Source organism: Mesorhizobium sp. B2-4-2 (assembly GCF_006442845.1).
Taxonomy (GTDB): domain Bacteria; phylum Pseudomonadota; class Alphaproteobacteria; order Rhizobiales; family Rhizobiaceae; genus Mesorhizobium.
Window position 1 is genome coordinate 41,230 of the sequence record NZ_VFVM01000018.1, and the last position, 26,302, is coordinate 67,531.

General features: G+C 63.5%; 23 protein-coding genes. 19 read left to right on the forward strand and 4 right to left on the reverse strand.

Annotation, left to right across the window (positions count from 1 at the left end):
• Positions 1 to 3: 3 nt before the first annotated feature.
• Entirely contained in the window at positions 4 to 378 is a 375-nt protein-coding gene (gene uraH, locus FJ942_RS26990; protein WP_140501174.1) for a hydroxyisourate hydrolase, read from the reverse strand.
• 201 nt (positions 379 to 579) lie between these two features.
• On the opposite strand from uraH, the gene puuE reads away from it, so the two are divergent.
• The 14 genes from puuE (at position 580) to FJ942_RS27060 (ending at position 16,649) form a co-directional block, all read left to right on the forward strand.
• A complete protein-coding gene (puuE, locus tag FJ942_RS26995) occupies positions 580 to 2,004 on the forward strand; it encodes an allantoinase PuuE (protein ID WP_140658468.1) in 1,425 nt (474 codons plus the stop codon).
• 10 nt (positions 2,005 to 2,014) lie between these two features.
• On the forward strand, positions 2,015 to 2,878 hold the full coding sequence (locus FJ942_RS27000) for a bifunctional allantoicase/(S)-ureidoglycine aminohydrolase (protein WP_140658470.1): 864 nt from the start codon (positions 2,015 to 2,017) through the stop codon (positions 2,876 to 2,878).
• Positions 2,875 to 3,378 (forward strand): ureidoglycolate lyase, encoded by a 504-nt coding sequence (locus FJ942_RS27005; RefSeq protein WP_140501180.1) that lies wholly within the window; start codon positions 2,875 to 2,877, stop codon positions 3,376 to 3,378. The genes FJ942_RS27000 and FJ942_RS27005 overlap by 4 nt, the downstream gene beginning before the upstream one ends.
• On the forward strand, positions 3,378 to 3,971 hold the full coding sequence (locus FJ942_RS27010; protein WP_140501182.1) for a nucleoside deaminase: 594 nt from the start codon (positions 3,378 to 3,380) through the stop codon (positions 3,969 to 3,971). Before FJ942_RS27005 ends, FJ942_RS27010 begins: the two co-directional genes overlap by 1 nt.
• A gap of 92 nt (positions 3,972 to 4,063) precedes the next feature.
• On the forward strand, positions 4,064 to 6,049 hold the full coding sequence (locus FJ942_RS27015) for a CocE/NonD family hydrolase (RefSeq protein ID WP_140658474.1): 1,986 nt from the start codon (positions 4,064 to 4,066) through the stop codon (positions 6,047 to 6,049).
• A 153-nt stretch (positions 6,050 to 6,202) separates the two neighbouring features.
• On the forward strand, positions 6,203 to 7,789 hold the full coding sequence (locus tag FJ942_RS27020) for an ABC transporter substrate-binding protein (protein ID WP_140512805.1): 1,587 nt from the start codon (positions 6,203 to 6,205) through the stop codon (positions 7,787 to 7,789).
• Positions 7,790 to 7,804: 15 nt separating this feature from the next.
• Positions 7,805 to 8,764: an ABC transporter permease gene (locus FJ942_RS27025; RefSeq protein WP_140512803.1), complete on the forward strand. Its 960-nt coding sequence runs from the start codon at positions 7,805 to 7,807 to the stop codon at positions 8,762 to 8,764.
• A gap of 11 nt (positions 8,765 to 8,775) precedes the next feature.
• The gene (locus FJ942_RS27030) at positions 8,776 to 9,600 is read left to right on the forward strand and encodes an ABC transporter permease (RefSeq protein WP_140501190.1); all 825 of its coding nucleotides are present in this window, start codon (positions 8,776 to 8,778) and stop codon (positions 9,598 to 9,600) included.
• Positions 9,600 to 11,255 (forward strand): ABC transporter ATP-binding protein, encoded by a 1,656-nt coding sequence (locus FJ942_RS27035; RefSeq protein ID WP_140501254.1) that lies wholly within the window; start codon positions 9,600 to 9,602, stop codon positions 11,253 to 11,255. Before FJ942_RS27030 ends, FJ942_RS27035 begins: the two co-directional genes overlap by 1 nt.
• A 114-nt stretch (positions 11,256 to 11,369) precedes the next feature.
• Positions 11,370 to 12,953 (forward strand): ABC transporter substrate-binding protein, encoded by a 1,584-nt coding sequence (locus tag FJ942_RS27040; RefSeq protein WP_140558767.1) that lies wholly within the window; start codon positions 11,370 to 11,372, stop codon positions 12,951 to 12,953.
• Between the two features lie 81 nt (positions 12,954 to 13,034).
• Positions 13,035 to 13,874, forward strand: a complete 840-nt coding sequence (locus FJ942_RS27045; protein WP_140558768.1) for an alkaline phosphatase family protein — start codon at positions 13,035 to 13,037, stop codon at positions 13,872 to 13,874.
• Positions 13,875 to 14,000: 126 nt separating this feature from the next.
• Entirely contained in the window at positions 14,001 to 14,567 is a 567-nt protein-coding gene (locus FJ942_RS27050; protein ID WP_140512795.1) for a sigma-70 family RNA polymerase sigma factor, read from the forward strand.
• Positions 14,564 to 15,232, forward strand: coding sequence for an anti-sigma factor (locus FJ942_RS27055; protein WP_140558770.1), 669 nt, complete (start codon positions 14,564 to 14,566; stop codon positions 15,230 to 15,232). Before FJ942_RS27050 ends, FJ942_RS27055 begins: the two co-directional genes overlap by 4 nt.
• Positions 15,222 to 16,649, forward strand: coding sequence for a S8 family serine peptidase (locus tag FJ942_RS27060; RefSeq protein WP_140672532.1), 1,428 nt, complete (start codon positions 15,222 to 15,224; stop codon positions 16,647 to 16,649). The genes FJ942_RS27055 and FJ942_RS27060 overlap by 11 nt, the downstream gene beginning before the upstream one ends.
• A gap of 74 nt (positions 16,650 to 16,723) precedes the next feature.
• On the opposite strand, the gene FJ942_RS27065 is transcribed toward FJ942_RS27060, so the two are convergent.
• The 3 genes from FJ942_RS27065 to FJ942_RS27075 all read right to left on the reverse strand — a co-directional run bounded on the left by FJ942_RS27065 (position 16,724) and on the right by FJ942_RS27075 (position 19,503).
• Positions 16,724 to 18,070 carry an FAD-binding oxidoreductase gene (locus tag FJ942_RS27065; RefSeq protein WP_140672533.1) on the reverse strand — a complete coding sequence of 449 codons (1,347 nt, stop codon included), beginning with the start codon at positions 18,068 to 18,070 and terminating at the stop codon, positions 16,724 to 16,726.
• A 169-nt stretch (positions 18,071 to 18,239) separates the two neighbouring features.
• Positions 18,240 to 19,262 (reverse strand): substrate-binding domain-containing protein, encoded by a 1,023-nt coding sequence (locus FJ942_RS27070; RefSeq protein ID WP_140501204.1) that lies wholly within the window; start codon positions 19,260 to 19,262, stop codon positions 18,240 to 18,242.
• Positions 19,263 to 19,278: 16 nt separating this feature from the next.
• Positions 19,279 to 19,503: a hypothetical protein gene (locus FJ942_RS27075; protein WP_140512791.1), complete on the reverse strand. Its 225-nt coding sequence runs from the start codon at positions 19,501 to 19,503 to the stop codon at positions 19,279 to 19,281.
• A gap of 122 nt (positions 19,504 to 19,625) precedes the next feature.
• Here FJ942_RS27075 and FJ942_RS27080 point away from each other — a divergent pair, with 122 nt between their 5' ends.
• The 5 genes from FJ942_RS27080 (at position 19,626) to ugpC (ending at position 26,222) form a co-directional block, all read left to right on the forward strand.
• Entirely contained in the window at positions 19,626 to 20,981 is a 1,356-nt protein-coding gene (locus FJ942_RS27080; RefSeq protein WP_140567866.1) for an ABC transporter substrate-binding protein, read from the forward strand.
• Between the two features lie 264 nt (positions 20,982 to 21,245).
• The gene (locus FJ942_RS27085) at positions 21,246 to 22,259 is read left to right on the forward strand and encodes a sugar ABC transporter permease (RefSeq protein ID WP_140501210.1); all 1,014 of its coding nucleotides are present in this window, start codon (positions 21,246 to 21,248) and stop codon (positions 22,257 to 22,259) included.
• 1 nt (position 22,260) lies between these two features.
• Positions 22,261 to 23,415, forward strand: coding sequence for a carbohydrate ABC transporter permease (locus tag FJ942_RS27090; protein ID WP_140625642.1), 1,155 nt, complete (start codon positions 22,261 to 22,263; stop codon positions 23,413 to 23,415).
• Positions 23,416 to 23,419: 4 nt separating this feature from the next.
• Positions 23,420 to 25,084 carry an alpha-glucosidase gene (locus tag FJ942_RS27095; protein WP_140567869.1) on the forward strand — a complete coding sequence of 555 codons (1,665 nt, stop codon included), beginning with the start codon at positions 23,420 to 23,422 and terminating at the stop codon, positions 25,082 to 25,084.
• Positions 25,085 to 25,109: 25 nt separating this feature from the next.
• Entirely contained in the window at positions 25,110 to 26,222 is a 1,113-nt protein-coding gene (gene ugpC, locus FJ942_RS27100) for a sn-glycerol-3-phosphate ABC transporter ATP-binding protein UgpC (protein ID WP_140525615.1), read from the forward strand.
• Positions 26,223 to 26,302 lie beyond the last annotated feature (80 nt).

Consider the following 26,302-nt stretch of genomic DNA (forward strand, 5'->3'; position numbering starts at 1 on the left):
GTCTCAGCTCCCCCTGTAAGTCGAATAGCCGTAGGGCGAGACGAGCAGCGGCACATGATAGTGCACGGCATCCGCCATGCCGAAGCGGATCGGCACGGTGTCGAGGAAGGCCGGCTCGGGCAGTTTCGTTCCCTGGCGCCGCAGATAGTCGCCAGCGGCGAAAACCAGCTCGTATTCGCCGGTCTGGAAATCCGCGTCGGCCAAAAGCGGTGCGTCGCAACGGCCATCGGCGTTGGTGGCGACCGTCTTCAGATGCGTCCTGGCCGGGCCATCGATCCGGTAGAGCGCGATCGACAATCCCGCCGCGGGCTTGCCGGTTGCCGTATCCAGGACATGGGTCGTCAGACGCCCGCCATCGATTTTCGACGTTTCTGCCATTGTCCGCCTCCCATTCCAATACGAACAAACCGGCCGGTACAGCCAAACATTGCTGATGAATTGTGCGCCAATTAAAGGCGATGCATAAGTCCCGGTCGAGCGGAGTGCGACAAAAACACTTTCAAAAATTTTCGGGGGAATGCGAGAAGCACCCTTTCGATATCCTGATCATACTTCGGGCGATGCCCCGTGGGAGGGACGATGCGTTACACCAGAGACATGCGCGGCTACGGAGCCAATCCGCCGGATCCCAAATGGCCCGGTGGCGCGCATGTGGCCGTGCAATTCGTCGTCAATTACGAAGAAGGCGGCGAGAACTGCGTCCTGCATGGCGACAAGGCTTCGGAAGCCTTCCTGTCGGAAATCGTCGGCGCGGCTCCCTGGGCGGGCCAACGCCATTGGAACATGGAATCGATCTACGAATATGGGGCGCGGGCAGGCTTCTGGCGGCTGCTTCGCCTGTTCACCGAGGCCGAGGTGCCAGTGACCTGTTACGGCGTCGCCACGGCACTCGCCCGCTCGCCCGATCAGGTGACGGCGATGCAGGATGCCGGCTGGGAGATCGCCTCGCACGGGCTGAAATGGATCGACTACCGCGACCACAGCGCCGAGGACGAGCGCCGCGACCTCAAGGAGGCGATCCGGCTGCACTACGAAGTGACAGGCACGCGCCCGACGGGCTGGTACACCGGCCGGACGTCGGTCAACACCGTGCGGCTGGTGGCGGAGGAAGGCGGCTTCGACTACGTCTCCGACACTTATGACGACGAACTGCCCTACTGGTTCGCGGATGACGGGACCGACAGGCCACAGCTCATCATCCCCTACACGCTCGATGCCAACGACATGCGCTTCGCCACGCCGCAGGGCTTCAACTCGGGCGACCAGTTCTTCGCTTATCTGAAGGACAGTTTCGACACGCTCTATGCCGAAGGCAAGGCTGGGCGGCCGCGCATGATGAATATCGGCCTGCACTGTCGCCTCGTCGGGCGGCCGGGGCGGGTGGCGGCGCTGAAGCGCTTCGTCGACTATGTGAAGTCGCACGACAAGGTCTGGCTGGCGCGGCGTATCGACATCGCCAGGCATTGGCGCGAGACCCATCCATACAAGCAGCCGGTGCTGCGCCCTTCGAGGATGGAATTCGAGGCCTTCGTGCATGCTTTCGGCGGCGTTTTCGAACATTCGCCGTGGATAGCCGAGCGCGCCTACGAGCTGGAACTTGGCCCGGCGCACGACAGCGCCGGCGGCCTGCACAATGCGCTCTGCCGCGTTTTCCGCGCCGCAAGCGAAACGGAGCGGCTGGGCGTGCTCAACGCCCATCCAGACCTTGCCGGCAAGCTGGCAAGGGCCAGGCGGCTGACGGCGGAATCAGCCAGGGAACAGGCTTCGGCCGGCCTCGATGCGCTGACCGACAAGGAGCGCGAGCTGTTTTCCAAGCTTAACGCCGCCTACGTCACCACCTTCGGTTTCCCGTTCATCGTCGCGGTGAAGGGCAAGACCAGGCAAGAAATCCTGGCGGAGTTCGAAAGGCGCATCGGCAACAGCCGCGGCGTCGAATTCGAGACCGCCTGCAAACAGGTCGAGCGCATCGCGCTCTTCCGCCTCAAGGACATGCTTCCGCAATAGGTTTGAACCCATGGATACGATCAGAATGCCCGAGCGAACCTATTATGCTCCACATGGCGGCCATTCCGGCCAGAGTGAGCTTCTGACCGGCCGCGCCGTCTTCACCGAGGCCTATGCCGTCATCCCCAAGGGCGTGATGCAGGACATCGTCACCAGCGCCCTGCCATTCTGGGACAAGACCCGCGTCTGGATATTGTCGAGGCCGCTGTCGGGCTTTGCCGAGACGTTTTCGCAGTACATCGTCGAGATCGCGCCCGGCGGTGGCAGCGACCGGCCGGAACCCGATGCCGGCGCCGAGGGCGCCTTGTTCGTGGTCGAAGGCGAACTGACCGTCCTGCTTGCCGGCGAAAGACATGTCTTGCGGCCGGGCGGCTTCGCCTTCCTGCCGCCGTCGAGCGGCTGGACTGTTCGCAACGAAAGCAATGCGGCTGTCCGCTTTCACTGGATACGCAAGGCTTATGAGCCCGTCAGCGGCCTCGAGGTCCCACAAGCCTTCTTCACCAACGAGCAGGACATCGGGCCGACGCCGATGCCCGGTACCGACGGCCGTTGGGCGACGACGCGCTTCGTCGATCCGGCCGACATGCGCCATGACATGCACATGACCATCGTCACCCTCGAACCGGGCGCGGTCATTCCCTTTGCCGAGACCCATGTCATGGAGCACGGGCTCTATGTCCTGGAAGGCAAGGCCGTCTACCGGCTCAACCAGGACTGGGTCGAGGTGGAGGCCGGCGACTATATGTGGCTGCGCGCCTTCTGTCCGCAGGCCTGCTATGCCGGCGGACCGGGAAAATTCCGCTATCTGCTCTACAAGGACGTCAACCGGCACGCCAAGCTCGGCAGTGCCGGGATCGCAGGGCGTGCGCCGTGACCCGCATCGTCGCGCGGCCGCTGACCCGCGAGGGCTTTGCCCCGTTCGGCGATGTCATCGACATGGGCGGCGACAACCACTACCCGATCAATGGCGGCAAGGCCGAGCGCTACCATGATCTGGCGACCGCCGAGGCCGTGGGGCCGAATGCGCGCGTGCTGATCTCGATGGTGCGCGGCACGCCTTACGAATTGCCGCTGGCGCTGACCATGGTCGAGCGTCACCCGCTCGGCAGCCAGGCCTTTGTCCCGCTGTCGCCACGACCGTTCCTGGTCGTCGTCTGTCATGACGGCAAGGACGGTCCGGCCGAGCCGCATGCCTTCATCACCAAGCCAGGGCAAGGCATCAATTATTCACGCAATCTATGGCACGGCGTACTGACGCCATTGGGTGAGCCCCAGGATTTCCTGATCGTCGACCGTGGCGGCGACGGCTCCAATCTCGAAGAATTCCATTTTTCGCACGCCTACGAGATTCATCTCCCCGACGAGATCCTTTGATGACCGACATTTCGCTGATCGACCGCCTGCTCGACGTCATCGAGCACGACATCGTGCCGAAGACGCAGGAAGGCGTCGCCCATGGCAACAAGCTGTTCGGCGCGGCGATCCTGAAGAAAGGCGACCGCTCGCTGGTGCTGGCCGAAACCAACAACGAGATCGAAAACCCGCTCTGGCATGGCGAAGTGCACTGCCTGAAACGCTTCTACGAAATGCCCAAAGCCGAACGTGTCGACACCAAGGAGGCCATCTTCCTGGCCACGCACGAGCCCTGTTCGCTCTGCCTGTCGGCGATCACCTGGACCGGTTTCGACAATTTCTACTATCTGTTCAGCCACGAGGATTCGCGCGACAGTTTTGCCATCCCGCACGATCTGAAAATCCTGAAAGAGGTCTTCACCCTCGATCCCGGCGGTTACAATGCCGAGAACGCCTATTGGAAGAGCTTTTCGATCCGCAGGCTGGTGCGGGCGCTGCCCGAGGCGGAACGCGGGCGGCTGGAGGCGCGCATCGGCAAGATTGCAGCACTTTATGAAGCGCTCTCTGGCGACTACCAGGCCAACAAGGCCGAGAACGACATTCCGCTGAACTGAGGGCACCAAGCAGCGGCACAGGTCGCATATTCCACTGCTCCAGTCGCGAATGGCGATTGAAACTTGCCGCGCCGCGAGGCGTTATGCGCGCCATGAAAACCGTCACCGAGTTTCCCCGCAAGGTCGTCGAATTCCCTGATATGGGCATCGTTATGCCGGATGGCTGCCGGCTGTCGGCGCGGGTGTGGATGCCGGAAGATGCCGGCGACGATCCGGTGCCTGTCATCCTCGAGCACCTGCCCTACCGCAAGCGCGACGGCACCATCTTTCGCGACCAGCTGACGCATCCCTATTTCGCCGGCCACGGCTATGCCTCGATCCGTGTCGACATGCGCGGCAATGGCGATTCCGAAGGGCTGATGGACGACGAATATTCCGAGCAGGAGTTGCAGGACGCCTGCGACGTCATCGCCTGGGCGGCGGCTCAACCCTGGTGCAACGGCAATGTCGGCATGATGGGTATTTCCTGGGGCGGCTTCAACTGCCTGCAGGTGGCAGCCATGCAGCCGTCGGCGCTCAAGGCGGTCATCAGCCTGTGCTCGACCGTTGATCGCTATGCCGACGACATCCACTACAAGGGCGGCTGCCTGCTGCTGGAAAATTTCGGCTGGGCCTCGACAATGCTGTCCTATTCGTCACGGCCGCCGGACCCGCTGCTGGCGGGCGACAACAGATGGCGCGACCTGTGGCTCAGCCGACTGGAGAACCAGTCGTTCCTTTTGCCGCTCTGGCTTGGCCACCAGCACCGCGACGCCTACTGGAAACGCGGCTCGATCTGCGAGGATTTCTCCGCCGTCAAGGCCGCGGTGCTGTCGATCGGCGGCTGGCATGACGGCTACCGCAACACCATCTCGCATCTCGTCGCCAACATCGAGGCGCCGGTCAAAGGCATCGTCGGCCCCTGGATCCACAAATACCCGCATTATGCCGGGCCCCAGCCGGCAATCGGCTTCCTGCAGGAAGCGCTACGCTGGTGGGACCGCTGGCTAAAGGGCGTCGAGACCGGCGTCGAGGCCGACCCGGCCTACCGCGCCTATGTGATGGACAGCGTGCGGCCGGCGCGCTGGCATCCGGAACGGCCGGGCCGCTGGGTGGCGGAGCGGCAGTGGCCTTCGCCCGACATCAAGACGCAAACGATCGAATTGATCCCGGCGGGCGGTAAATCCGTCACCATCGCTTCGCCGCAAAGCTGTGGGCTGGCCGGCGGTGAGTATTTCCCGTTCACCTTCGGCCCGGAATTGCCGGGCGACCAGCGTCCCGACGACGCGCTGTCGGTGTGTTTCGACCAGCCGGAACTCGCCGAGGCGATCGACGTCGTCGGCGCACCGGAAGTCGACGTCCGGTTATCCTGCGACCGCCCGCAGGCCAACATCGCGGTGCGGCTTTGCGACGTGCATCCCGATGGCGCCTCCGAACTGATCTCCTATGGCGTGCTCAACCTGACGCATCGCCTCTCGCACGAATTCCCGCAAGCGCTTGTCCCCGGCGAGAGCGTTTCGGCACGCGTCGTGCTCGACCAGTGCGCCTATCGCGTGCCGGCCGGCCACCATTTGCGCATAGCCGTCTCGAACGCCTATTGGCCCATGATCTGGCCCTCGCCGGAGCCGGTCCGCCTGAGCCTGTCGGCGGCGACGCTGAAGCTGCCGCTGCGCCCGCTGGCGACGGGCGACGAGGTCACGTTCGCCGCGCCGGAGGCTGCTTCCCCCTGGGCAACCGAGACGATCCGCCCGGCCAATTCGGAACGCCGCGTCGACCGCGACGAGAAGACCGGCATCGTCACGCTTTCCATAGAAGACGATTTCGGCGAGGTGCGCGATCTTGCACATGGCCTGGCGAACGGCAGCATCGCCCGCGAGACCTGGACGATCCATCCGGACGATCCGTTGTCGGCTGGGGGACGGACGCATTGGACGCAAACCCTGTCGCGAAGCGGATGGTCGGTGCGCACCGAAACATCGGCCGAAATACGCTCGGACGCCAAAAACTTCATCGTAAGCGCCCGAATTGAAGCTTACGAAGGCGAAAAACTCGTCTTCGAACGCGATTTTGAACAGGCGGTTCCGCGCTCGCTTGTTTGAGCGGCAAGGCATTGGTCCAATTGCGACGTGCCATTTACGCCACGGCATGTCGCATTCGGTCTTGCTTACCGCTTTCCCTTGCGGTCATTATTCCCCTCACAAGAAACAAGAAAACGACCACTAAGGTCGAACCAACAGAGTGAGGAACTCAAAATGTCAAACGAACTGGAATTCCTTAGCCGACGCGTCGCCTCAGGCAAGCTCAGCCGTCGGGATTTTCTCGGCCGGGCGGCAGCGCTCGGCGTCACCGCGACCTTCGCCAACTCACTGCTTTCGAGCGCGGCGCGCGCAGCCGGCCCGGTCAAGGGCGGCACGCTCAAGGCAGGCCTGGTTGGCGGCGAGTCCACCAACAGCCTGGATCCAGCCCTGTTCATGACGCAGGTGCCGTTCGCCTTCGGCAAGATGTGGGGCGAACTGATCGTCGAGCTTTCCCCAGAGGGCAAGCTCGAGAACCGCATCGCCGAGGAGATCGGCTCGTCCGACGATGCCAAGGTCTGGACACTGAAGATCCGCGACGGCGTCGAATTCCACAATGGCAAGACGGTGACCGCCGAAGACGTCGCCGCCACGCTCGAGCGTCATTCGGACGAGAAGTCGAAGTCCGGCGCGCTCGGCTACATGAAAGGCATCGAAAGCATCAAGGCCAGCGGCAAGGAAGTGGTGCTGACGCTGAAGGAGGCCAATGCCGATCTGCCCTACCTGCTCAGCGACTACCACCTGATCGTCCAGCCCAATGGCGGCAAGGACAAGGCCGATGCCGGCATCTCGGCGGGCCCTTACAAGGTCACCACCAACGAGCCCGGCGTGCGCCATGGCGGCGAGCGCTTCGCCAATTACTGGCAGGGCGACAAGATGGGCCATGCCGACCAGATCGAGATCATCGTCATCAACGACGCTACGGCCCGTACGGCCGCCCTGCAGGGCGGCCAGGTCAACATGGTCAACCGCGTCGAGCCGAAGATCGTCGACCTGATCAAACGCGTGCCGGGCGTCACCATCCGCAACCATGCGGGACCGGGCCACTACGTCTTCATCATGCACTGCAATACGGCGCCGTTCGACAACAACGACCTCAGGATGGCGCTGAAGCTGGCGATCGACCGCGAAGAAATGCTGAAGAAGGTGCTGCGCGGTTACGGTTCGCTCGGCAATGATTTCCCGATCAATGCCGCCTACCCGCTGTTCACCGAGATCGAGCAGCGCACATACGATCCGGACAAGGCCAAGTTCCACTACAAGAAGTCGGGGCATGACGGCGCGGTGCTGCTCAGGACCTCCGACGTCGCCTTTCCCGGCGCCGTCGACGCGTCCCAGCTTTTCCAGCAGAGCGCGGCCAAGGCCGGCATCCAGATCGAGCTCAAGCGCGAGCCGGGCGACGGCTACTGGAACGAGGTCTGGAACAAGCAGCCCTTCTGCGCCTCCTATTGGGGCGGACGCTCGACCCAGGACCAGATGTACTCGACCGCCTACCTGTCGACCGCCGACTGGAACGACACGCGTTTCAAGCGCCCGGATTTCGACAAGATGGTGCTGGCGGCGCGCGCCGAGCTGGACGAGGCCAAGCGCAAGGCGATGTATCACGACATGGCCGTCATGGTGCGCGACGAAGGCGGCCTGATCCTGCCGATGTTCAACCAGTTCATCGACGCCACCGGCGCCAAGGTGGGCGGCTGGGTGGACGATCCGCACCAGGAGTTGATGAATGGCTATGCCCTGGCAAAGTGCTGGCTCGAAGCCTGAGCCGGCCTTGCCCAGATGTCCTCACCCATCGTGAAACTGGTGGCCCAGCGCGTCGCGCTGGGCATCCTCCTTTTGTTGGCCGTCTCGGTCCTGATCTTCGCCGGCACACAGATCCTGCCCGGCGACGTCGCGCAAGCCATCCTAGGGCAGTCGGCGACACCGGAATCGCTCGCCAATCTGCGTGAGCAGCTTGGGCTCAACGATCCGGCCTATATCAGGTATTTCCGCTGGCTCGGCGGCGTTTTGACCGGCGATCTCGGGACCGCCATGTCGAGCGGACAGGATATCGCAACATCGATCAAGGGCCGGCTGTGGAACACGCTTTTCCTCGCCTTCTGGGCGGCGATCGTGGCCATTCCACTGGCCATAACGCTTGGCCTGATCGCGGTGCGCTACCGCAACGGCTGGGTCGACAAGCTGATCTCGGGACTGGCGCTCGCCTCGACCTCCTTCCCGGAATTCTTCATCGGCTACTTGCTGGTCTTCTACTTCGCGGTTCAGCATCAGTGGTTCCCCGCCATCTCGACCGTCTATGACGGCATGCCTTTCGGTGAACGCATGCAGGCGATCGCGCTGCCGGCGGCGGCGCTGACGCTGGTGGTGCTTGCCCATATGATGCGCATGACGCGCGCTGCGATCCTAAACGTCATGCAATCGGCCTATGTGGAGACCGCCGAGCTCAAGGGGCTCTCGGCTTTCGCGGTCATCCGCAAACATGCCTTCCCGAACGCCATCGCGCCGATCATCAACGTCGTCATGCTCAACCTCGCCTATCTGATCGTCGGCGTGGTCGTGGTCGAAGTGATCTTCGTCTATCCCGGCATGGGGCAGTATCTGGTCGATCACGTCACCAAGCGCGACGTGCCGGTGGTGCAGGCGGTCGGACTGATCTTCGCCGCCGTCTATATCGGCCTCAACATCATCGCTGACATAGCGGCAATCGTCGCCAATCCGCGCCTGAGGCATCCCAAATGAAGAGGGCGGGCATGCTCGACATCAAACGCATCCCCGTGCCCGCGCTGGTCGGCCTGGTGCTGACGGCCCTGTTCGTGCTGGCGGCCATCTTCGCGCCGTGGCTTGCGCCGCACGGCAATGGCGAGATCGTCGGCGACGTCTGGGAGCCCATGTCGGCGGCGCACTGGCTGGGCACCGACAACCTTGGCCGCGATCTGCTGTCGCGCATGATCTATGGTGCGCGCATCACCCTTTTCATCGCAGTGCTCGCCACGGCGTTGTCCTTCTCGCTTGGCGCCATTCTCGGCTTTTCGGCGGCGGTGTTCGGCGGCTGGTTCGACACGCTGCTGTCGCGCCTCGTCGATCTTCTGATGTCGATCCCGACGCTGATCATGGGCCTTGTCGTGCTCTCGGTGCTGCCGACAAACCTGGTGACGCTGATCCTGGTGATGGGCATTCTCGACTCGACCCGCGTCTACCGCCTGTCGCGCGCGGTGGCCGTCGACATCAACGTCATGGACTATGTCGAAGCCGCCAAGCTGCGCGGCGAAGGCAGCACCTGGATCATCTTCCGCGAGATCCTGCCCAATGCGCTGTCGCCGCTGGTCTCGGAACTCGGCCTGCGCTTCATCTATGCCGTGCTGTTCCTGTCGACGCTCTCCTTTCTTGGCCTCGGCGTACAGCCGCCGGATGCCGACTGGGGCGGCATGGTCAAGGAAAACAAGGACGGCATCGTCTTCGGCATTGCCGCGGCGCTCATACCGGCGGCCGCGATCGCGGCGCTTGCGATCTCGGTCAATCTCGTCGCCGACTGGGTGCTCAACCGCACGACAAGCCTGAAAGGAGGACGCGGATGATGGCCGACAGCAAAGCGAAATCCAGCCCGCTCCTCGATATCCGCAACCTGCGCATCGAAGCCATGGTCTACCCACCGGGCGAAGCGCCAAAGACCATCACGCTCGTCCACGACGTCTCGCTGACCCTGGAAAAGGGCAAGGTGCTCGGCCTGATCGGCGAATCCGGTGCCGGCAAGTCGACCATCGGCCTGTCTTCGATGGGTTATGGGCGCGGCGGCGTGCGCATCACCGGCGGCGAGGTGCTCCTCAACGGCCGCGACATCCTCAAGGGCGGCAAGGAAGGTTTCCGCAGGCTGCGCGGCCGCGAGGTCTGCTATGTCGCGCAGTCGGCGGCAGCGGCGTTCAACCCGGCGCACAGGCTGATGGACCAGGTTGTCGAAGCCACCCTCCTGCACGGCAGGGCGACGCGCGCGGAGGCCGAGAAACGCGCCGTCGCGCTGTTCAAGAAGCTGAGCCTGCCCAATCCCGAAACCATCGGCGAGCGTTTCCCGCACCAGGTCTCCGGAGGCCAGCTGCAGCGTGTGATGACGGCGATGGCGCTGTGCTCGGAACCGGACCTGATCGTCTTCGACGAGCCGACGACGGCGCTCGACGTGACGACGCAGATCGACGTGCTGTCGGCGATCAAGGACGCCATCCGCGACACGCATGTGGCCGCGCTTTACATCACCCACGACCTCGCCGTCGTCGCCCAGGTTTCGGACGAGATCATGGTGCTGCGCCACGGCCGTCTGGTCGAATGGGGCGGCACCCGCCAGATCATCAAGGAACCGCGCCAGGAGTACACCAACGCTTTGGTGTCAGTGCACGAGATCGAACACGCCGAGCAGAAACCCGGCGTCTCGCCATTCCTGTCCGTGAAGAACGTCACCGCCGCTTATGGCGGCGGTCATGTCAAGGTGCTGAAGAACGTCTCCGTCGATATCTATCCCGGCCAGACGCTGGCGGTGGTCGGCGAGTCCGGCTCCGGCAAGTCGACGCTGGCGCGCGCCATCACAGGGCTCCTGCCGCCCGAACAGGGCACGGTGACCTTCGACGGGCGCCCGCTTGCCAACCGGCTTGCCGACCGGCCGAAGGAGGATCTGCGGCAGCTGCAGATGATTTACCAGATGGCCGACGTGGCCATGAACCCGCGCCAGACCGTCGGCACCATCATCGGCCGGCCGCTGGAGTTCTATTTCGGCATGCGGGGACGTGAGCGCGACCGGCGCGTCGCCGAATTGCTCGACGAGATCGAGATGGGCAAAGGCTTCCTCGACCGCTATCCGGCGGAGCTGTCGGGCGGCCAGAAGCAGCGCGTCTGCATCGCCCGCTCGCTCGCCGCCAAACCGAAGCTGATCATCTGCGACGAGGTGACCTCGGCGCTCGACCCGCTGGTGGCCAACGGCATTCTCAAGCTTTTGTTGAACCTGCAGCAGCACGAGAAGGTCGCATATCTCTTCATTACCCACGACCTTGCGACGGTAAGGTCGATCGCCGATTCGATCGCGGTGATGTATCGCGGCGAGGTGGTCCGTTACGGTTCCAAAAGCAAGGTGCTCACACCGCCTTTCGATGCCTATACCGACCTCCTGCTGTCCTCGGTTCCGGAAATGGAGATCGGCTGGCTGGAAAAGGCGATCAAGGGGCGACGCATGGCGAGCGCCGGGAACTAGCCAGCGGTTCGCCAGTCAAGGAGATGACGAACGTCATCCGGATGCAACACTGGAGGGCCAGACGTCCTTCGGACGGCATCGCCTGTGTGCGGTTGTTTCAAAAAGGGGTAGGACATGAAGACTGAACTCGACCATCTCGCTGAACTCGCCGGCCAAGGCCGGATATCGCGGCGTGACTTTCTCGGGCGCACCGCGGCGCTGGGCATGTCGGCGGCGCTGGCAACGACGCTGGCCGGGAAAGCCTTCGCGCAGACGCCGGTCAAGGGCGGCATTCTCAAGGCCGGCCTGCAGGGCGGCGAATCGACCAACAGCCTCGATCCGGCGCTGAACCTCAGCCAGGTCACCTTCAGCTTCGGCAAGCAGTGGGGCGAATATCTGGTTCGCCTCACCCCCGACAACAGGTTGGTCAACCTGATCGCCGAGGACATCGGCGCTTCCCCGGATGCCAAGACCTGGACGATCAAGATCCGCGACGGCATCGAGTTCCACAATGGCAAGACGGTCGGCGCGGAGGATGTCGCGGCCACCATCGAGCGCCACGCCGACGAGAAGTCGAAGTCGGGCGCACTCGGCATTCTCAAGAACATCAAGGGCATCAAGGCCAACGGCAAGGAGGTCGTCGTCACGCTTGCCGACGCCGATGCCGACTTCCCCTATCTGATGGCCGACTATCATCTCGTCATCCAGCCCAATGGCGGCAAGGACGATCCGAACGCGGGCATCAGCGCCGGCCCCTATAAGGTGACCGTCAACCAGCCCGGCGTGCGCCATGGCGGCGAGCGCTTCGCCAATTACTGGCAGGGCGACAAGGCGGGCCATGCCGACCAGGTCGAGATCGTCGTCATCAACGATGCGACGGCGCGGCTGGCGGCCCTGCAAGGCGGCCAGGTGCACATGATCAATCGCGTCGAGCCGAAGGTGGTCGATCTCGTCAAGCGCATCCCCGGCGTCAGCATCGAGAACGTTTCGGGCAAGGGCTATTACCCGTTCAACATGTTCTGCGACACCGCGCCCTTCGACAACGGCGATCTCAGGATGGCGCTCAAGCTCGCCATGGACCGCGACGAGATGCTGGAAAAGATCCTGCGCGGCTACGGTTCGGTCGGCAATGACTTCCCGATCAACGAGGCCTATCCGCTGTTTTCGGCCATCGAACAGCGCAAGTTCGACCCGGAAAAGGCTGCAGCGCTCTACAAGAAGTCGGGCCACAGCGGCTCGATCCTGCTGCGCACCTCCGACGTCGCCTTCCCCGGGGCCGTCGATGCGGCACAGCTCTATCAGCAGAGTGCCGCCAAGGCCGGCATCAAGATCGAGATCAAGCGCGAGCCTGGGGACGGCTATTGGTCGGAGGTCTGGAACAAGCAGCCTTTCTCGCTGTCTTACTGGGGCGGGCGTGCCACGCAGGACCAGATGTATTCCACCGGCTATGTGTCGAACGCCGACTGGAACGACACGCGTTTCAAGCGGCCCGAGTTCGACAAGATGCTGTTTGCAGCGCGCGGCGAGCTCGACCAGGACAAGCGCAAGGCGATCTATCACGACATGGCCGTGCTGATGCGCGACGAAGGCGGATTGATCGTGCCTTTCTTCAACCAGTTCATCGACGCCGCCACCAACAAGATCGGCGGCTTCGCCAAGAGCCCGATCGGCGAGATGATGGACGGCTACGCGCTCGCCGAATGCTGGCTGAACGCCTGACATCAAGTTCCTGCCGAGCACGCCGCGTGTCCGTGCGACACGCGGCGTGCTCGTTCCCCCCACAATCGCATGGAGCAGCTCGTGGCGCTCAAGACCAAACTGTTGCTGATCATCCTCGACGGCGTGCCTTACCGGAACTGGCGCCGGCTGATGGGCAACCTCGAAGGCTGGGTGCAGTCGGGCGAAGCGCGGGTATGGAGGATGCGCTCGGTGCTGCCGTCGACCTCGGCCTGCTGTTATGCTTCGATCCACACCGGGGTGCCGCCGCAGGCGCATGGCATTCTTTCCAACGAGAACCGCTTCCGCGTCAGCCAGCCCGACATCTTCTCGGAGGTCACCGGGGCCGGGGGAATAACCGGCGCGGTCACCCACTCCTACTGGTCGGAGTTCTTCCGTTCCTACCCGTTCGACCTCGTCGAGGACATGGAGTATGACGAGCCGGGCGGGCCGATCACGCATGGCCGCTTCCACACCATGACCGGCTACAACGCGCGCAACCAGATGACGCCGAGCGACGTCGACCTGTTCGCCACGCTGACCATGCTGAGCAGCCGCCACGGCATCGATTACGGCATCCTGCACACTTGCACGCTGGACTCGATGGGCCACCGTTTCGGCCATGACTGTCACGAGATGGACCATGCGTGCTACGCGATGGACGGCATGCTGGCCGCTTTCCTGCCGCGCTGGCGCGACGCCGGCTATGAAGTGATCGTCACCGCCGATCACGGCCAGACCGACCGCGGCCACCATGGCGGCCATGATGAGGAGATGCAGGATTTCGCGCTGTATTATTTCGGCGCCGGCAAGGGACCGGATGCCGACACACTGCTCGACCAGCTGCAGCTGGCGCCGACGGTTCTAAGCCGACTGGGGGTGTCGGTGCCGGCGACGATGAAGGCGAAGCCTTTCCTGAGCTAGCTTCCCCTTCACCCACTGGCAAGGCTCATCTTCTTCGGTTAGCCTCCGCAAATTCCTTGGCGGAGGATGAACCTTTTTGAGCCGATCAGCGACAGAGCAGGCAGGAGCCAGGCGGCTCGATCGGTCATGACCGGCGCGATGGAGACCGATCGCGCGCTTGTCGAGCGGGTCGCGAAGGGCGACCGGGCCGCCGTGCGGCTCCTGTTCATGCGCCACCACGCGCGGATATACCGCTTCGTGGCGCGCCAGACGGGATCGGAAATGATGGCTGACGACATCGCGAACGAGGTGTTCCTCGAACTGTGGCGCCAGGCGCCGGGTTTCGAGGGACGTTCCGAAGTCTCGACATGGCTGCTCGGCATCGCCCGCTTCAAGGCGCTGTCCCTGTTGCGCAAGAAAAAGGAAGACTGGATCGACGACGAGGCCGCAGCCGCGGTGCCCGACGGCGCCGATACGCCCGAGATCGTTGCCATGAAGGAGGACAAGAGCACTGCCTTGCGCCGCTTCATCGATGCCTTGCCGCGCGAGCATCGCGTGGTCATCGATCTCGCCTATTATCAGGGGCAATCGGTGACCGAGATCGGCGAGGTGCTCGACATCCCGGTCGCGACCGTCAAGACCCGCATGTTTTATGCCCGCAAGAAACTCGGCGAAGCCCTCAAGGCCGCCGGTTACGACAGGGGGTGGCCATGAGCGCCGCTGAAAAGATGTCGCGCCGCGACGAAATGGAAACGTTGCTGCCGTTCTACCTGAACGGTTCGCTGGAAGGCTCGGAACTGGAGGCCGTCGAGGAATGGCTGGCCAGCGATCCGACGGCGATGGCCGCCCTTGGCGAGGCGGAGGCTGAATTCTCCAGCACCGCGGCCGCCAATGAGGCGATCCGTCCGCCGGCCGACGCGCTGAGCCGCTTTTCCAGGGCGCTCGATGCGGAGGCTGGCCCGGCGCGCGCCGCCGCCGGTTCGTCCTGGCTGGCGCAGGCCTGGGGCCGTTTCATGGCGCTGCCGGTCGGCGTCGCCTGGGCGGCGGCCGCGGCTCTGCTGGCGCTGGTCATGGTGCAGTCGTTCGTGCAGCCCGGCGGCAAGGACGGCAATTTCGAGATCGCGGGCGCGCAGGACGAGATGGCGAAGATGCCGTTCGCCCTGGTCAAGTTCAAGCCCGACGCGAAAATGTCCGACATCGCCGCCTTTCTCGGCAGCAGCGGCCTGAAGATCCTGGACGGACCGACCGCCGGGGGCGTGTTCCGGCTCGGCATTCCGGCCGCCAACGCGGCCGACTACACCAGGCAACTCGGCCTTGTTGCCGCCCAGCCTTTCACCGACACCGTGATCGAGGGAAGGAAACCGGCCGATGGCGGCTGAGGCGGTCATCCGATTTGCGGCAATTCTTGCGGCAGCGATGACGATCGCCACCGGGCCTGCGTCGGCGCAGGGCAACGACGCCAATGCCAACCGGGGAAAGATCGACTGCCGCAACGGCACCGATGCGGCGGGCGCCGACTGTGGCAAGGACGGCAAGAGCATCAGTGACGGCGCGGCCGGTGCCGTGTTTCTTCCCGCCCTGATCGTCGACCTGTTCCCCAATCCGGCCGCTCCCGCGGCACCGGTGCCGACGCCACGGCCGGACCCGGCGGCGCCGCCCGCCGGCACGCAGGCCGGACTGCCTTCGGGCGGGCCGATCGTCTCGCCAAGCGATCTCATCGCCGTTCAGCCGCCACGCGCCGTGGCCGGCGATTTCGTGCCCGACGAGGTGCTGGTGACCGTCGATGGCGATGCGGGCGCCGTGCAGCAGATCGCCGCTTCCTTCGGCCTCGATGTGCGCTCGCAGCGGCAATCATTTTTGCTCGGCACCACGCTTGTGCGCTTCGGCATTCCCGACGGTCGCCCCGTCGGCGTGGTGCTGGCGCAGCTTGCCGCCGACAGCCGCACGCAGCGGCGTGAGCCCAACCATATCTATTCGCTTCAGCAGGCGGCGGGCATCGTCAACTATGCGTTCGAGCGCATCGCGCTCGACGCCAACCATGCGAGCGGCGAGAACGTCCGCGTCGCGGTAATCGATACCGGCGTCGACGACACCAATCCGACGCTGGCCGGGGTCATCGCCGGCCAGTTCGACGCCATGCCCGACGTGCCGGTCGAAAAGCGCGACCACGGCACTTCGGTCGATGGGCTGATCGCCGGCGTCGGCGCGCTCAGGGGCATGGCGCCCGGCGCCAGGATCTATCACGCACGTGCCTTCGAAGGCGGCAAGTCGACAATGGACGTCATCCTCGCTGCGCTCGACTGGGCGGCCGAGCAGGACGTGCGCATCATCAATATGAGTTTCGTCGGTCCGAAGAACGACCTGCTCGGCATCGCCTGCCGCAATGCACGCGCGCTCGGCATGGTTCTTGTCGCCGCCGCCGGCAACAACGGGCCCAAGGCGCCCTATGGCTACCCGGCCGCCTTCGACGGCGTCATCGCGGTGACCGCCACCGACGCCAGGGATGGGCTGATGCCGCAGGCCAATCGCGGCGCCTATGTCTTCATCTCGGCGCCGGGCGTCGAGATGGTGGCGCCGAGCGGAGCCGGCTCGGATGTCGTCACCGGCACATCGTTCGCCGCCGCGATCGTCTCGGGCGCCATCGCCAATCTCATCCACGCCGCGCCGGACCGCTCGGCCGTCGCCATCGAAAAGGCGCTTGCCGCAACGGCCCGGGATCTCGGTTCGAAAGGGCGGGACGATGACTTCGGCTACGGGCTGCTGGACATCAAGGCCGCCGAGACGGCGAAGGAATGATCCTTGGCAACATGCTCCTAAATTCAATCGGCTATTTGCGATGGCCGAGACGGGACGAATGCTGGACTAAACATCTAGAGGGCCGGACCCAACCGAACGGCGCTTCCATCATAGAAGCGTGACAGCCGAAAGCGGCTGAGATCATGCCCACTCGCGTTACCCTGTATCAGGTCGGAAACGACGCGACCGATTCCAGGTCCGATACCGAAGCCGTGACCACTCATTCCCGTGGCCACGAAAAGACCGACGACTGCCCGGGCGTGATCCACGACGGGGACGACATCGGGCATGGCGTCAATCATGCCTCCCCACCCTGCCTTCAAGCGAACTGTTTCGAACTGTGGAAAAAGGCGTCTGAAATTGCGCTCTACAGAACGGAGGCCGGAGCGTTCAGCGGCCGGGTTGAGCACCCGCATTCTTTCGAAAGGACTCTGGGAATCCGGGGGCCAATCGCGCGGGGTCGACCAGCTATCAGGGTAACCCGATGGAGCGCACGGAAAGTAGCGGGTTCCGAGCGGATTGGCCATGAGGGCGGGAAGATACTTGGTGGCGTGCCGGAATGCGTCAGGCCCCAGGTAAAGCAAATTACTACCTCCCGGGGCGAGCGTGTATCCGCCATCCTGTCGGCGCCTGAAAGCGATGTGTTCGTCCGCTGCCGCACCTGCATAGATTTCAGGCATAGGCTCCGTTGCGGCTACGGTTACCCTGACGCTGAGTTGGGGGATGGAGACGCCGTGTCTTCTCAGGAACAGGGACGACCAGGCGCCGCCCGCGACCAGTACGCTGGAGCTTTCAATGTATCCCGCCTCGGTCCACACTCCTCTGATCCTGCCGGCTGAGATTTCGAGGGTTCGCGCTGCGCAATTCTCTATGATCTTGGCGCCTTTTCGGACGGCAAGACGAGCAAGCGCAGGTACCGCCAACCAAGGCTCCGCGCGCATGTCGGAGGGCGTCGTCATCGCGCCCTTGAACTTGCGCGACATGCCCTTGATGAGTTTCGCGGTTTCGTCCGCGTCCAGGAGGCGAGTGTCGAGCCCATGGATGGCGGCGATCTTCATGAACTCTTCGAAACCGGCCATGTCCTTGTCGGAGTTCGCCAGATAGGTCACACCTGTCTGGTCCAGCCCGATGTCTTCGCCGCATTCCTCAGCCAGTTGCCGCCATAGGCGAAAAGCCTCGATGACAATTGGCAGTTCATCTGCGTCGCGCCCCTGCTTTCGAATCCAGCCCCAGTTTCGGGACGATTGTTCGGCCGCAACGCGGCCTTTTTCCAGCAGCGTGACCGGAATGTTCCGCTCCGCCAGGAAAAGAGCCGTCGTTACGCCGATAATGCCGCCACCAATGATGACCACCTCCGAACGCTTCGGCGGTGGGCCAGGATGTTGGATTGGATCCATTTCGGAGAACGGGAATATGGGCAAATTGGGCATCCAGGAGGGCTGGTTGATGGCTTTGGCTTACTGGTTGCCACCCTCTGAAAGCCAAAGCAAGCGCGGTGCAGGCAGACCACTATCCATGACACTGCAATCGATCTTCCGGCAACGCCCGCAAGCGGTCGAACTCGGCCCCTCGGAGCGATTGGCTCTAACCCTAGGCAGGCGCTCCGGCAACCGACCCCCTGATCACCAGGTCGACCGGCCAGACCTCGCCGCGCGGGCCCTCCTCCAGGCCCGATATCCGTGCGGCCAGACGCTCGGCGATGCGGGCGCCGGCGAGCCGGATCGAGGAGCGCGTCGTCGACAGCGGTACGGAGAAATTCTCCGGCTTCAGCCATGGGAAGACGTCGTCATGTGCAATTAATGAGATGTCGCCGGGGATGCTCAGGCCGAGGTCGCGCACGGCGCGCACGACGCCGAGCGCCATGATCAGGCTGGAGCAGGCGATCGCGGTCGGCGCGCCGTCCTGTTCGAGCAGGCGCCGGGCGGCGCGATAGCCGTTCTCCTCGGTCATGGCAACGGAGCAGACATGGCGGTCGCCCAAGGTCAGGCCGCTCGCGGCGAGCGCCCGGCGCACGCCTCGCTCGCGATGCACGGCGAAGGTTTCGCGGTCATCGCCATTAATCAGCGCCAGCCGCCGGTGGCCGAGCTGGACGAGCAGCCGTGCCGCCTCGTGAAAGGCGCCCTCATTGTCGATGTCGAGATAGGGATAATCGAAATCGAAACCTTCGCTGCGGCCATGGATGATGAAGGGTATGCCGAGCGTGTTGACCAGCGCCACGCGCCGGTCGGCCGGCGTCGGCGAGGAGATGTAGACGGCGTCGACCTGGCGGTTGGCGACGATGCGCCGGTAAGTCGTCTCCTGGTCGTCGGCGTCGGCGGGAGACAGCACCAGGTCGAGCTCGTGCGAGCGCGCATAATCGCCAAGGCCGGACAGGAATTCGACGAAGTGTGGGTCGATGTCGACGGCAGCACCCGTCGGCAAGACATAGCCGATCATTCCGGACTTGCCGGTCGCAAGCCGGCGTGCGCTCGGATTGGGGCGATAGCCATGGCGCTTGGCGGCGTCCATGACGCGCCGGCGCGTCTCTTCGTTGACCTCGGGATAGCCGTTCAGCGCCCGGCTTACCGTGGTCTGCGAAAGCGCCAGCATGTGCGCGAGTTGCTTCAGGTTCACGAGAGGCCTCCATGCCTCAAAGCGCTTTTAAATTGAATCGACCCAAGCCCTGCGGCAGGCCCGGCATGTCATGGCGACCATAGGCAGGCTTGGTGCAGGTTTGAAACATAAATTGCTGCTGCACTGCCAAAAAAGCATGCTGCAGCGCGATTTTCCAGGCGCCAGACTCCGGAATTAAATCGATTAAGTTACCACGCCTCTTGACTTCTGGACGATTCAATGGCGAGATCGAAATAGCCAAAGCGCTTTGGAAGACTCTTCGAAAGGTTGCGGTTCCTTTCCGACTGAGTCACAGTCCTGCGGCGTCGGCGGGCGGAATGGAGGTTCCGTCCGGTGTTTGTGACCCACTGGGAGGGAATACCGATGAAGAAAATGCTTTTGCTGGGCGCCGCGCTTGCCGTGCTCGCCCTCGGCGCGCCCGCGCAGGCCGAACTGAAGTTCAAGCCGGGCGAGGACAAGCGTTTCAACTGGGCAAACTACGAAGAGCTCAAGAAAGTCGACCTCAAGGGCGAGACCCTGTCGATCTTCGGGCCATGGCGCGGCGAGGACGAGACCCTGGTGCGCGGCGTACTCGATTATTTCTCGGAAGCCACCGGCGCCGAGATCAAATATTCCTCCTCGGAAAATTACGAGCAGCAGATCGTCATCGACACGCAGGCCGGCAGCCCGCCCAACATCGCCGTTCTGCCGCAACCCGGCCTGATCCAGGACCTTGCTTCCAAGGGTCTCTTGACGCCGCTCGGCGACGACACCGCCAAATGGGTCAAGGACAATTACGGCGCCGGCCAGTCATGGGTCGACCTCGGCACCTTCAAGGACAAGGACGGCAAGCCGGGCTTCTTCGCCTTCCCCTACAAGGCCGACGTGAAGTCGCTGGTCTGGTACTCGCCGGACAATTTCGAGGAAGCCGGCTACAAGGTACCGAAGACGCAGGAAGAACTCGCCGACCTCGAGAAGAAGATTATCGCCGACGGCGGCACGCCATGGTGCATCGGGCTCGGCTCGGGCGGCGCCACCGGCTGGCCGGCGACGGACTGGGTGGAAGACCTGATGCTGCGCACGCAGTCTCCGGAAACCTACGACAAATGGGTGAAGAACGAGATCCCGTTCAACGACCCGGCCGTGGTCAATGCAATCAACATCTTCGGCAAGATCGCGACCGACGACAAGATGGTGGATGGCGGCGCCAAGGCGGTCGCGGCCACAGATTTCCGCGACAGCCCCAAGGGCCTCTTCGCGGTGCCGCCGAAGTGCTACCTGCACCATCAGGCGTCGTTCATCCCGACCTTCTTCCCCGAAGGCACGAAAATCGGCCAGGACGCGGATTTCTTCTACTTCCCGCCCTATGCCTCCAAGCCCGAACTCGGCACTCCCGTGCTCGGCGCCGGAACGCTGGCGATGATCACCAAGGACTCGAAGGCCGCCCGCGCGTTCATCGAATTCCTGAAGATGCCGCTGGCCCATGAGATCTGGATGGCCGAAGGCGGTTTCGTGACGCCGTTCAAGGCAGTCAACAAGGATGCCTATGCCAGCGATGCGCTGCGCAAGCAGGGCGAGATCCTGGCCAACGCCTCGACTTTCCGCTTCGACGGGTCGGACCTGATGCCGGGCAAGATCGGCGCCGGCGCCTTCTGGACCGGCATGATCGACCTGGTCGGCGGCAAGTCGGCGCAGGACGTCGCCACCGACATCCAGAAGAGCTGGGACGCGATCAAGTAAGAGCCGCGTCTGCGGAGGCCTCGGCCTCCACCTCCCGAGCGGATCCGGGCCAACCGGCCCGGATCCGACCGGCCCCATCGCAACATCCCAGCCCGGCCAACCGGGACGGATCAGGTTCCAGTCTTGACAGCGTAGACATTCCGGCATGCGGCGGGCACGGAGCCACACGCTTCCCTGCCTGCTCGCGCTCAACAACGAGATCGGCGCGCGGCGCAATCGCAAGGATCGTTTCCATCCTGGCGGGTCGTGCAGGGAGAGGGACCCATGGCGGCTCAGATTTTCTCGGCCATATTCGTCATCATCATCGGCGTCGGCGGCTGCGTCGCCTATTTCTGGGGCGCCAACAAACTGCTCGACGTCACCTTTCCCTCGCGCGGCGTCTCGGGTGCCGCCGCCGTCGACAATCTGCGCCGGCAAGGGCTGATCCGGCCCTGGCTGTTCGTCGGTCCGGCGATGATCATCCTGACCATCTATCTCATCTATCCGGTGGTCGAGACGCTGCGGCTGTCCTTCCTCGATCGCGGCGGCGCCAATTTCGTCGGCCTGGCCAATTATCAATGGGCTTTCGGCGACCGCGAGTTTCGCAATTCGATCCTCAACAATGTGCTCTGGCTGGCCGTAGTGCCCGCCGCCTGTACCTTCCTTGGCCTGATCATCGCCGTGCTTACCGACAAGATCTGGTGGGGCACGATCGCCAAGAGCCTGATCTTCCTGCCGCTGGCGATCTCCTTCGTCGGCGCCAGCGTCATCTGGAAATTCATCTATGAGTATCGCGGCGAAGGCCAGACGCAGATCGGCATCCTGAACGCCATCATCCAGCATTTCGGCGGCCAGCCGCAGGTCTGGATATCGCTGCCGTTCTGGAACAATTTCTTCCTGATGGTGATCCTGATCTGGATCCAGACCGGCTTTGCCATGGTCATCCTGTCTTCGGCGCTGCGCGGCATTCCGGAAGAGACGCTGGAAGCCGCCGTCATCGACGGTGCCAATCCGTTCCAGATCTTCTGGAAAATCATGGTGCCGCAGATCTGGGGCACCATCGCCGTGGTCTGGACCACAATCACCATCCTGGTGCTCAAGGTATTTGACATCGTCCTGACCATGACCAATGGCCAATGGAACAGCCAGGTGCTGGCCAATCTGATGTTCGACTGGATGTTCCGTGGCGGCGGTGATTTCGGCCGCGGCGCGACAATCGCCATCATCATCATGATCGCGGTCATTCCGATCATGGTCTGGAACATACGCCAGGCCAACAAAGAGACGGGAGGACATTGAGATGACCGTCGCGACCGGAAACTCCTTCGCCAGCCGCTTCGGCGTTCACATCGCCGTCCTGGTCTTCGTTGCGATCTGGACCATGCCGACGCTCGGCATCCTGATATCGTCGCTGCGCGACAAGGACCAGATCATCGCCTCGGGCTGGTGGAACTCGTTCGCCAGTTCGACCCAGACCGAAGCTGGACGCCTGCCGCCCGCCTCGGCGCAGGTCGAGAAGGACGGCAAGTTCGTCCTCCAGGGCAACATTTTCGGCGATGGCGCCAAGCGCGAGATCAGCGCCTTCGGCGTCAAGTCGGCGGCACCGACGCAATATCCGGCCGGCACATCGGCCGATCTCGGCGACGGCGTTACCTTGCAGCTCAATGCCGACGGCAGCTTCGTCATGACCTCGCCCAAGGCGTTCGAGGGCGACCGCGGCCAGCGCGTCTACTATGCCTCCTCGGCGCCGCCGAAATTCACCACCGACAATTACAGGACCGTGCTGTTTTCGGAAGGCATCGGCCGCTCCTTCATGAACTCGCTGACCGTCACTATCCCGGCGACCGTCATCCCGATCCTGATCGCCGCTTTTGCGGCTTACGCTCTGGCCTGGATGCGCTTTCCCGGGCGCGCGCTTCTGATCGCGGTCATCATCGGCCTGCTGGTGGTGCCGCTGCAGATGTCGCTGATCCCGCTGTTGAAGCTCTATAACGGCGTCGGCGCCTTCTTCGGCGTGCCCTCCAAGACCTATCTCGGCATCTGGCTGGCGCATACCGGCTTCGGACTGCCCTTCGCCATCTACCTCTTGCGGAGCTACATTGCCGGCCTGCCGCGCGAGATCATGGAATCGGCGCGCATCGACGGCGCCAGCGATTTCGAGATATTCGTCAAGATCGTGCTGCCGCTGTCATTTCCCGTGCTGGCGTCCTTCGCCATCTTCCAGTTCCTGTGGGTATGGAACGATCTCCTGGTGGCGATGGTTTTCCTTGGCACGGAGGCGGATCAGATCGTGCTGACCGCCAAGCTCAATGCCTTGCTCGGCTCGCGTGGCGGCGACTGGGAGATCCTGACGACGTCGGCTTTCGTGACCATCATCGTGCCGCTGATCGTGTTCTTCTCTTTGCAGCGCTATTTCGTCCGCGGGCTGCTCGCAGGCTCGGTGAAAGGAGGCTGAAACCATGCAATCCGCTTTGAAAGCCAGTTCGAGGCCCGATCTCGCCGTCGATAGCGACTGGTGGCGAGGTGCCGTGATCTACCAGATTTATCCGCGCAGCTACCAGGACTCGAATGGCGACGGCATCGGCGACCTCAAGGGGATCATCGGGCGGCTGCCCTATATCGCCGCGCTCGGCGCGGACGCCATCTGGATCTCGCCCTTCTTCAAATCGCCGATGAAGGATTTCGGCTACGACGTCTCGGATTACTGCGACGTCGACCCGATGTTCGGCACGCTGGCCGATTTCGACGCGCTGACGGCGGAGGCGCACAGGCTGGGGCTGAAGGTGATGATCGACGAGGTGCTGTCGCACACCGCCGACATCCATCCCTGGTTCAGGGAAAGCCGATCGAACCGCAGTAATCCGAAAGCCGACTGGTACGTCTGGGCCGATCCCAGGCCGGACGGCACGCCGCCCAACAACTGGCTGTCGATCTTCGGCGGATCGGCCTGGCAATGGGACACCAGCCGCCAGCAATATTACCTGCACAACTTTCTCGCGGAACAGCCGGACCTCAATTTCCACAACGGCGAAGTCCAGGACGCGCTGCTCGACGTGACCCGCTTCTGGCTGGAGCGCGGTGTCGACGGGTTCCGCCTCGACACCATCAATTTCTACTTCCACAGCCAGGGGCTGGAAAACAACCCGCCGCTGCCGCCGGAGCAGCGCAACGACCAGACCGCACCCGCGGTCAATCCCTACAACTACCAAGACCACATCTACGACAAGAGCCGTCCGGAGAACCTCGGCTTCCTCGAACGCTTCCGCGCCCTGCTCGACGAATATCCGGCAACGGCCGCGGTCGGCGAGGTCGGCGATTCACAGCGCGGACTGGACGTTGTCGCGGCCTATACAGCCGGCGGCAAGCGCGTGCACATGTGCTATTCCTTCGACTTCCTGGCGCCGGAAAAGATCAGCGCCGCCAAGGTCCGTTCGGTGCTGGAAACCTTTGGCAAGGTTGCCAGCGACGGCTGGTCGTGTTGGGCCTTCTCCAACCATGACGTGATGCGCCCGGCCTCGCGCTGGGCCGCCAACGAAGCCGACCCGACCGCCTATCTCAAGGTTATCTCGGCATTGCTGATGTCCTTGCGCGGCTCGGTCTGCATCTATCAGGGCGAGGAACTGGGGCTCGGCGAAGCCGAATTGCGGTTCGAGGATCTGCAAGATCCCTACGGCATCCGCTTCTGGCCGGAATTCAAGGGCCGCGACGGCTGCCGCACGCCGATGGTGTGGGACGGCAGCGCCAGGAATGGCGGCTTCTCCCAGGCAAAGCCGTGGTTGCCGGTGCCGGCCAAGCACCTGTCGCAAGCCGTCAATGTCCAGCAAGGCGACGAGCATTCGCTGCTCGAACACTACCGACGCTTTCTCGGCTTCCGCCGTGCCCATCCGGCGTTGGCCAAGGGCGATATCAATTTCATCGAAAGCCAGGGCGACACTGTCGCCTTCACGCGCCGCGCGGGCAACGAGCAGATCGTCTGCGTCTTCAACCTGGGATCCGGGCCAGCGGAGGTTGACCTTGGCGGTCGATCGCTGCAACCTTTGCCCGGACACGGATTTTCGGGACAGCAGAGCTCCGGCTCCATCCGCCTCGGCGGCTACGGCGCCTGGTTCGGGCGCATCGACTGAATTCTAGGGACCACTGGAGGGAAACATGGCCGATGTCACGCTGAGGCAAGTGAAGAAATCATACGGCAATCTCAACATTCTGCACGGCATCGACCTCGACATCAAATCGGGCGAGTTCATCGTCTTCGTCGGGCCGTCGGGTTGCGGCAAGTCGACATTGCTGCGCTCGATCGCAGGGCTCGAGGAGATCACCTCGGGCGAGCTCAGAATAGCCGGCGAGGTGGTCAACGACGTGCCGCCGTCGAAACGCGGCATCGCCATGGTGTTCCAGTCCTACGCGCTCTATCCGCATATGACGGTCTACGACAACATGGCGTTTTCGATGAAGATCGGCAAGGAAAGCAAGGCCGAGATAGACAAGCGCGTGCGCCAGGCGGCAGAGATCCTGCAGCTGACCAACTATCTCGACCGCCTCCCCAAGGCGATGTCGGGCGGCCAGCGCCAGCGCGTGGCCATCGGCCGCGCCATCGTGCGCAACCCGAAGGTGTTCCTGTTCGACGAACCGCTGTCGAACCTCGACGCCGCGCTGCGCGTCGCCACCCGCATCGAGATCGCCAAGCTCAAGGAATCGATGCCCAACACCACCATGATCTATGTCACCCACGACCAGGTCGAGGCGATGACGCTGGCCGACCGCATCGTGGTGCTGAAGGAGGGCCATATCGAGCAGGTCGGCACGCCGATGGAACTCTACAAGAAACCCGGCAATCTGTTCGTTGCCCAGTTCATCGGCTCGCCGGCCATGAACATCCTGCCGGCGACCATCGACAAATCGGGCAATCCGACCGCCATCAGTCATGTCGGCGGCCGCAAGGCTACGGTGCCGATCGCGACGCCGGCCTCGGCCAAGGGCGCGTCGGTGAGCTTCGGCGTGCGGCCGGAGGACCTGACGATCGCCGGCGGCACGGACTATCTGTTCGAAGGAACGGTGGATTATGTCGAGCAGCTCGGCGAGGTGCAACTCGTCTATGTCGACATCGGCCGCGCCGACCTGCCGCTGGTGACCAAGCTGCCGGGCAATGTCGAGGTCAAGCGCGGGGCGACACTGCGGCTGAGCGCCGACGCCGGAGACCTTCATATCTTCGACGCGGATGGACGATCCTTCGCGCTGCACGAGACGGAAGCGAAAGCGGCCTGAGAGCAGGCCATGAATTAATTGCCGGTCACGCAAAAACAGGAGCGGCGGGCAAAGCCCGCCGCTCGTGTTTGGTGTCAGCT

Excerpts from the sequence above, each read along its gene's own strand:
- uraH (WP_140501174.1), bottom strand. The coding sequence starts at position 378 with ATGGCAGAAACGTCGAAAATCGATGGCGGGCGTCTGACGACCCATGTC.
- puuE (WP_140658468.1), top strand. The coding sequence starts at position 580 with ATGCGTTACACCAGAGACATGCGCGGCTACGGAGCCAATCCGCCGGAT.
- FJ942_RS27000 (WP_140658470.1), top strand. The coding sequence starts at position 2,015 with ATGGATACGATCAGAATGCCCGAGCGAACCTATTATGCTCCACATGGC.
- FJ942_RS27010 (WP_140501182.1), top strand. The coding sequence starts at position 3,378 with ATGACCGACATTTCGCTGATCGACCGCCTGCTCGACGTCATCGAGCAC.
- FJ942_RS27015 (WP_140658474.1), top strand. The coding sequence starts at position 4,064 with ATGAAAACCGTCACCGAGTTTCCCCGCAAGGTCGTCGAATTCCCTGAT.
- FJ942_RS27020 (WP_140512805.1), top strand. The coding sequence starts at position 6,203 with ATGTCAAACGAACTGGAATTCCTTAGCCGACGCGTCGCCTCAGGCAAG.
- FJ942_RS27025 (WP_140512803.1), top strand. The coding sequence starts at position 7,805 with ATGTCCTCACCCATCGTGAAACTGGTGGCCCAGCGCGTCGCGCTGGGC.
- FJ942_RS27030 (WP_140501190.1), top strand. The coding sequence starts at position 8,776 with ATGCTCGACATCAAACGCATCCCCGTGCCCGCGCTGGTCGGCCTGGTG.
- FJ942_RS27035 (WP_140501254.1), top strand. The coding sequence starts at position 9,600 with ATGGCCGACAGCAAAGCGAAATCCAGCCCGCTCCTCGATATCCGCAAC.
- FJ942_RS27040 (WP_140558767.1), top strand. The coding sequence starts at position 11,370 with ATGAAGACTGAACTCGACCATCTCGCTGAACTCGCCGGCCAAGGCCGG.
- FJ942_RS27050 (WP_140512795.1), top strand. The coding sequence starts at position 14,001 with ATGACCGGCGCGATGGAGACCGATCGCGCGCTTGTCGAGCGGGTCGCG.
- FJ942_RS27055 (WP_140558770.1), top strand. The coding sequence starts at position 14,564 with ATGAGCGCCGCTGAAAAGATGTCGCGCCGCGACGAAATGGAAACGTTG.
- FJ942_RS27060 (WP_140672532.1), top strand. The coding sequence starts at position 15,222 with ATGGCGGCTGAGGCGGTCATCCGATTTGCGGCAATTCTTGCGGCAGCG.
- FJ942_RS27080 (WP_140567866.1), top strand. The coding sequence starts at position 19,626 with ATGAAGAAAATGCTTTTGCTGGGCGCCGCGCTTGCCGTGCTCGCCCTC.
- FJ942_RS27085 (WP_140501210.1), top strand. The coding sequence starts at position 21,246 with ATGGCGGCTCAGATTTTCTCGGCCATATTCGTCATCATCATCGGCGTC.
- FJ942_RS27090 (WP_140625642.1), top strand. The coding sequence starts at position 22,261 with ATGACCGTCGCGACCGGAAACTCCTTCGCCAGCCGCTTCGGCGTTCAC.
- FJ942_RS27095 (WP_140567869.1), top strand. The coding sequence starts at position 23,420 with ATGCAATCCGCTTTGAAAGCCAGTTCGAGGCCCGATCTCGCCGTCGAT.
- ugpC (WP_140525615.1), top strand. The coding sequence starts at position 25,110 with ATGGCCGATGTCACGCTGAGGCAAGTGAAGAAATCATACGGCAATCTC.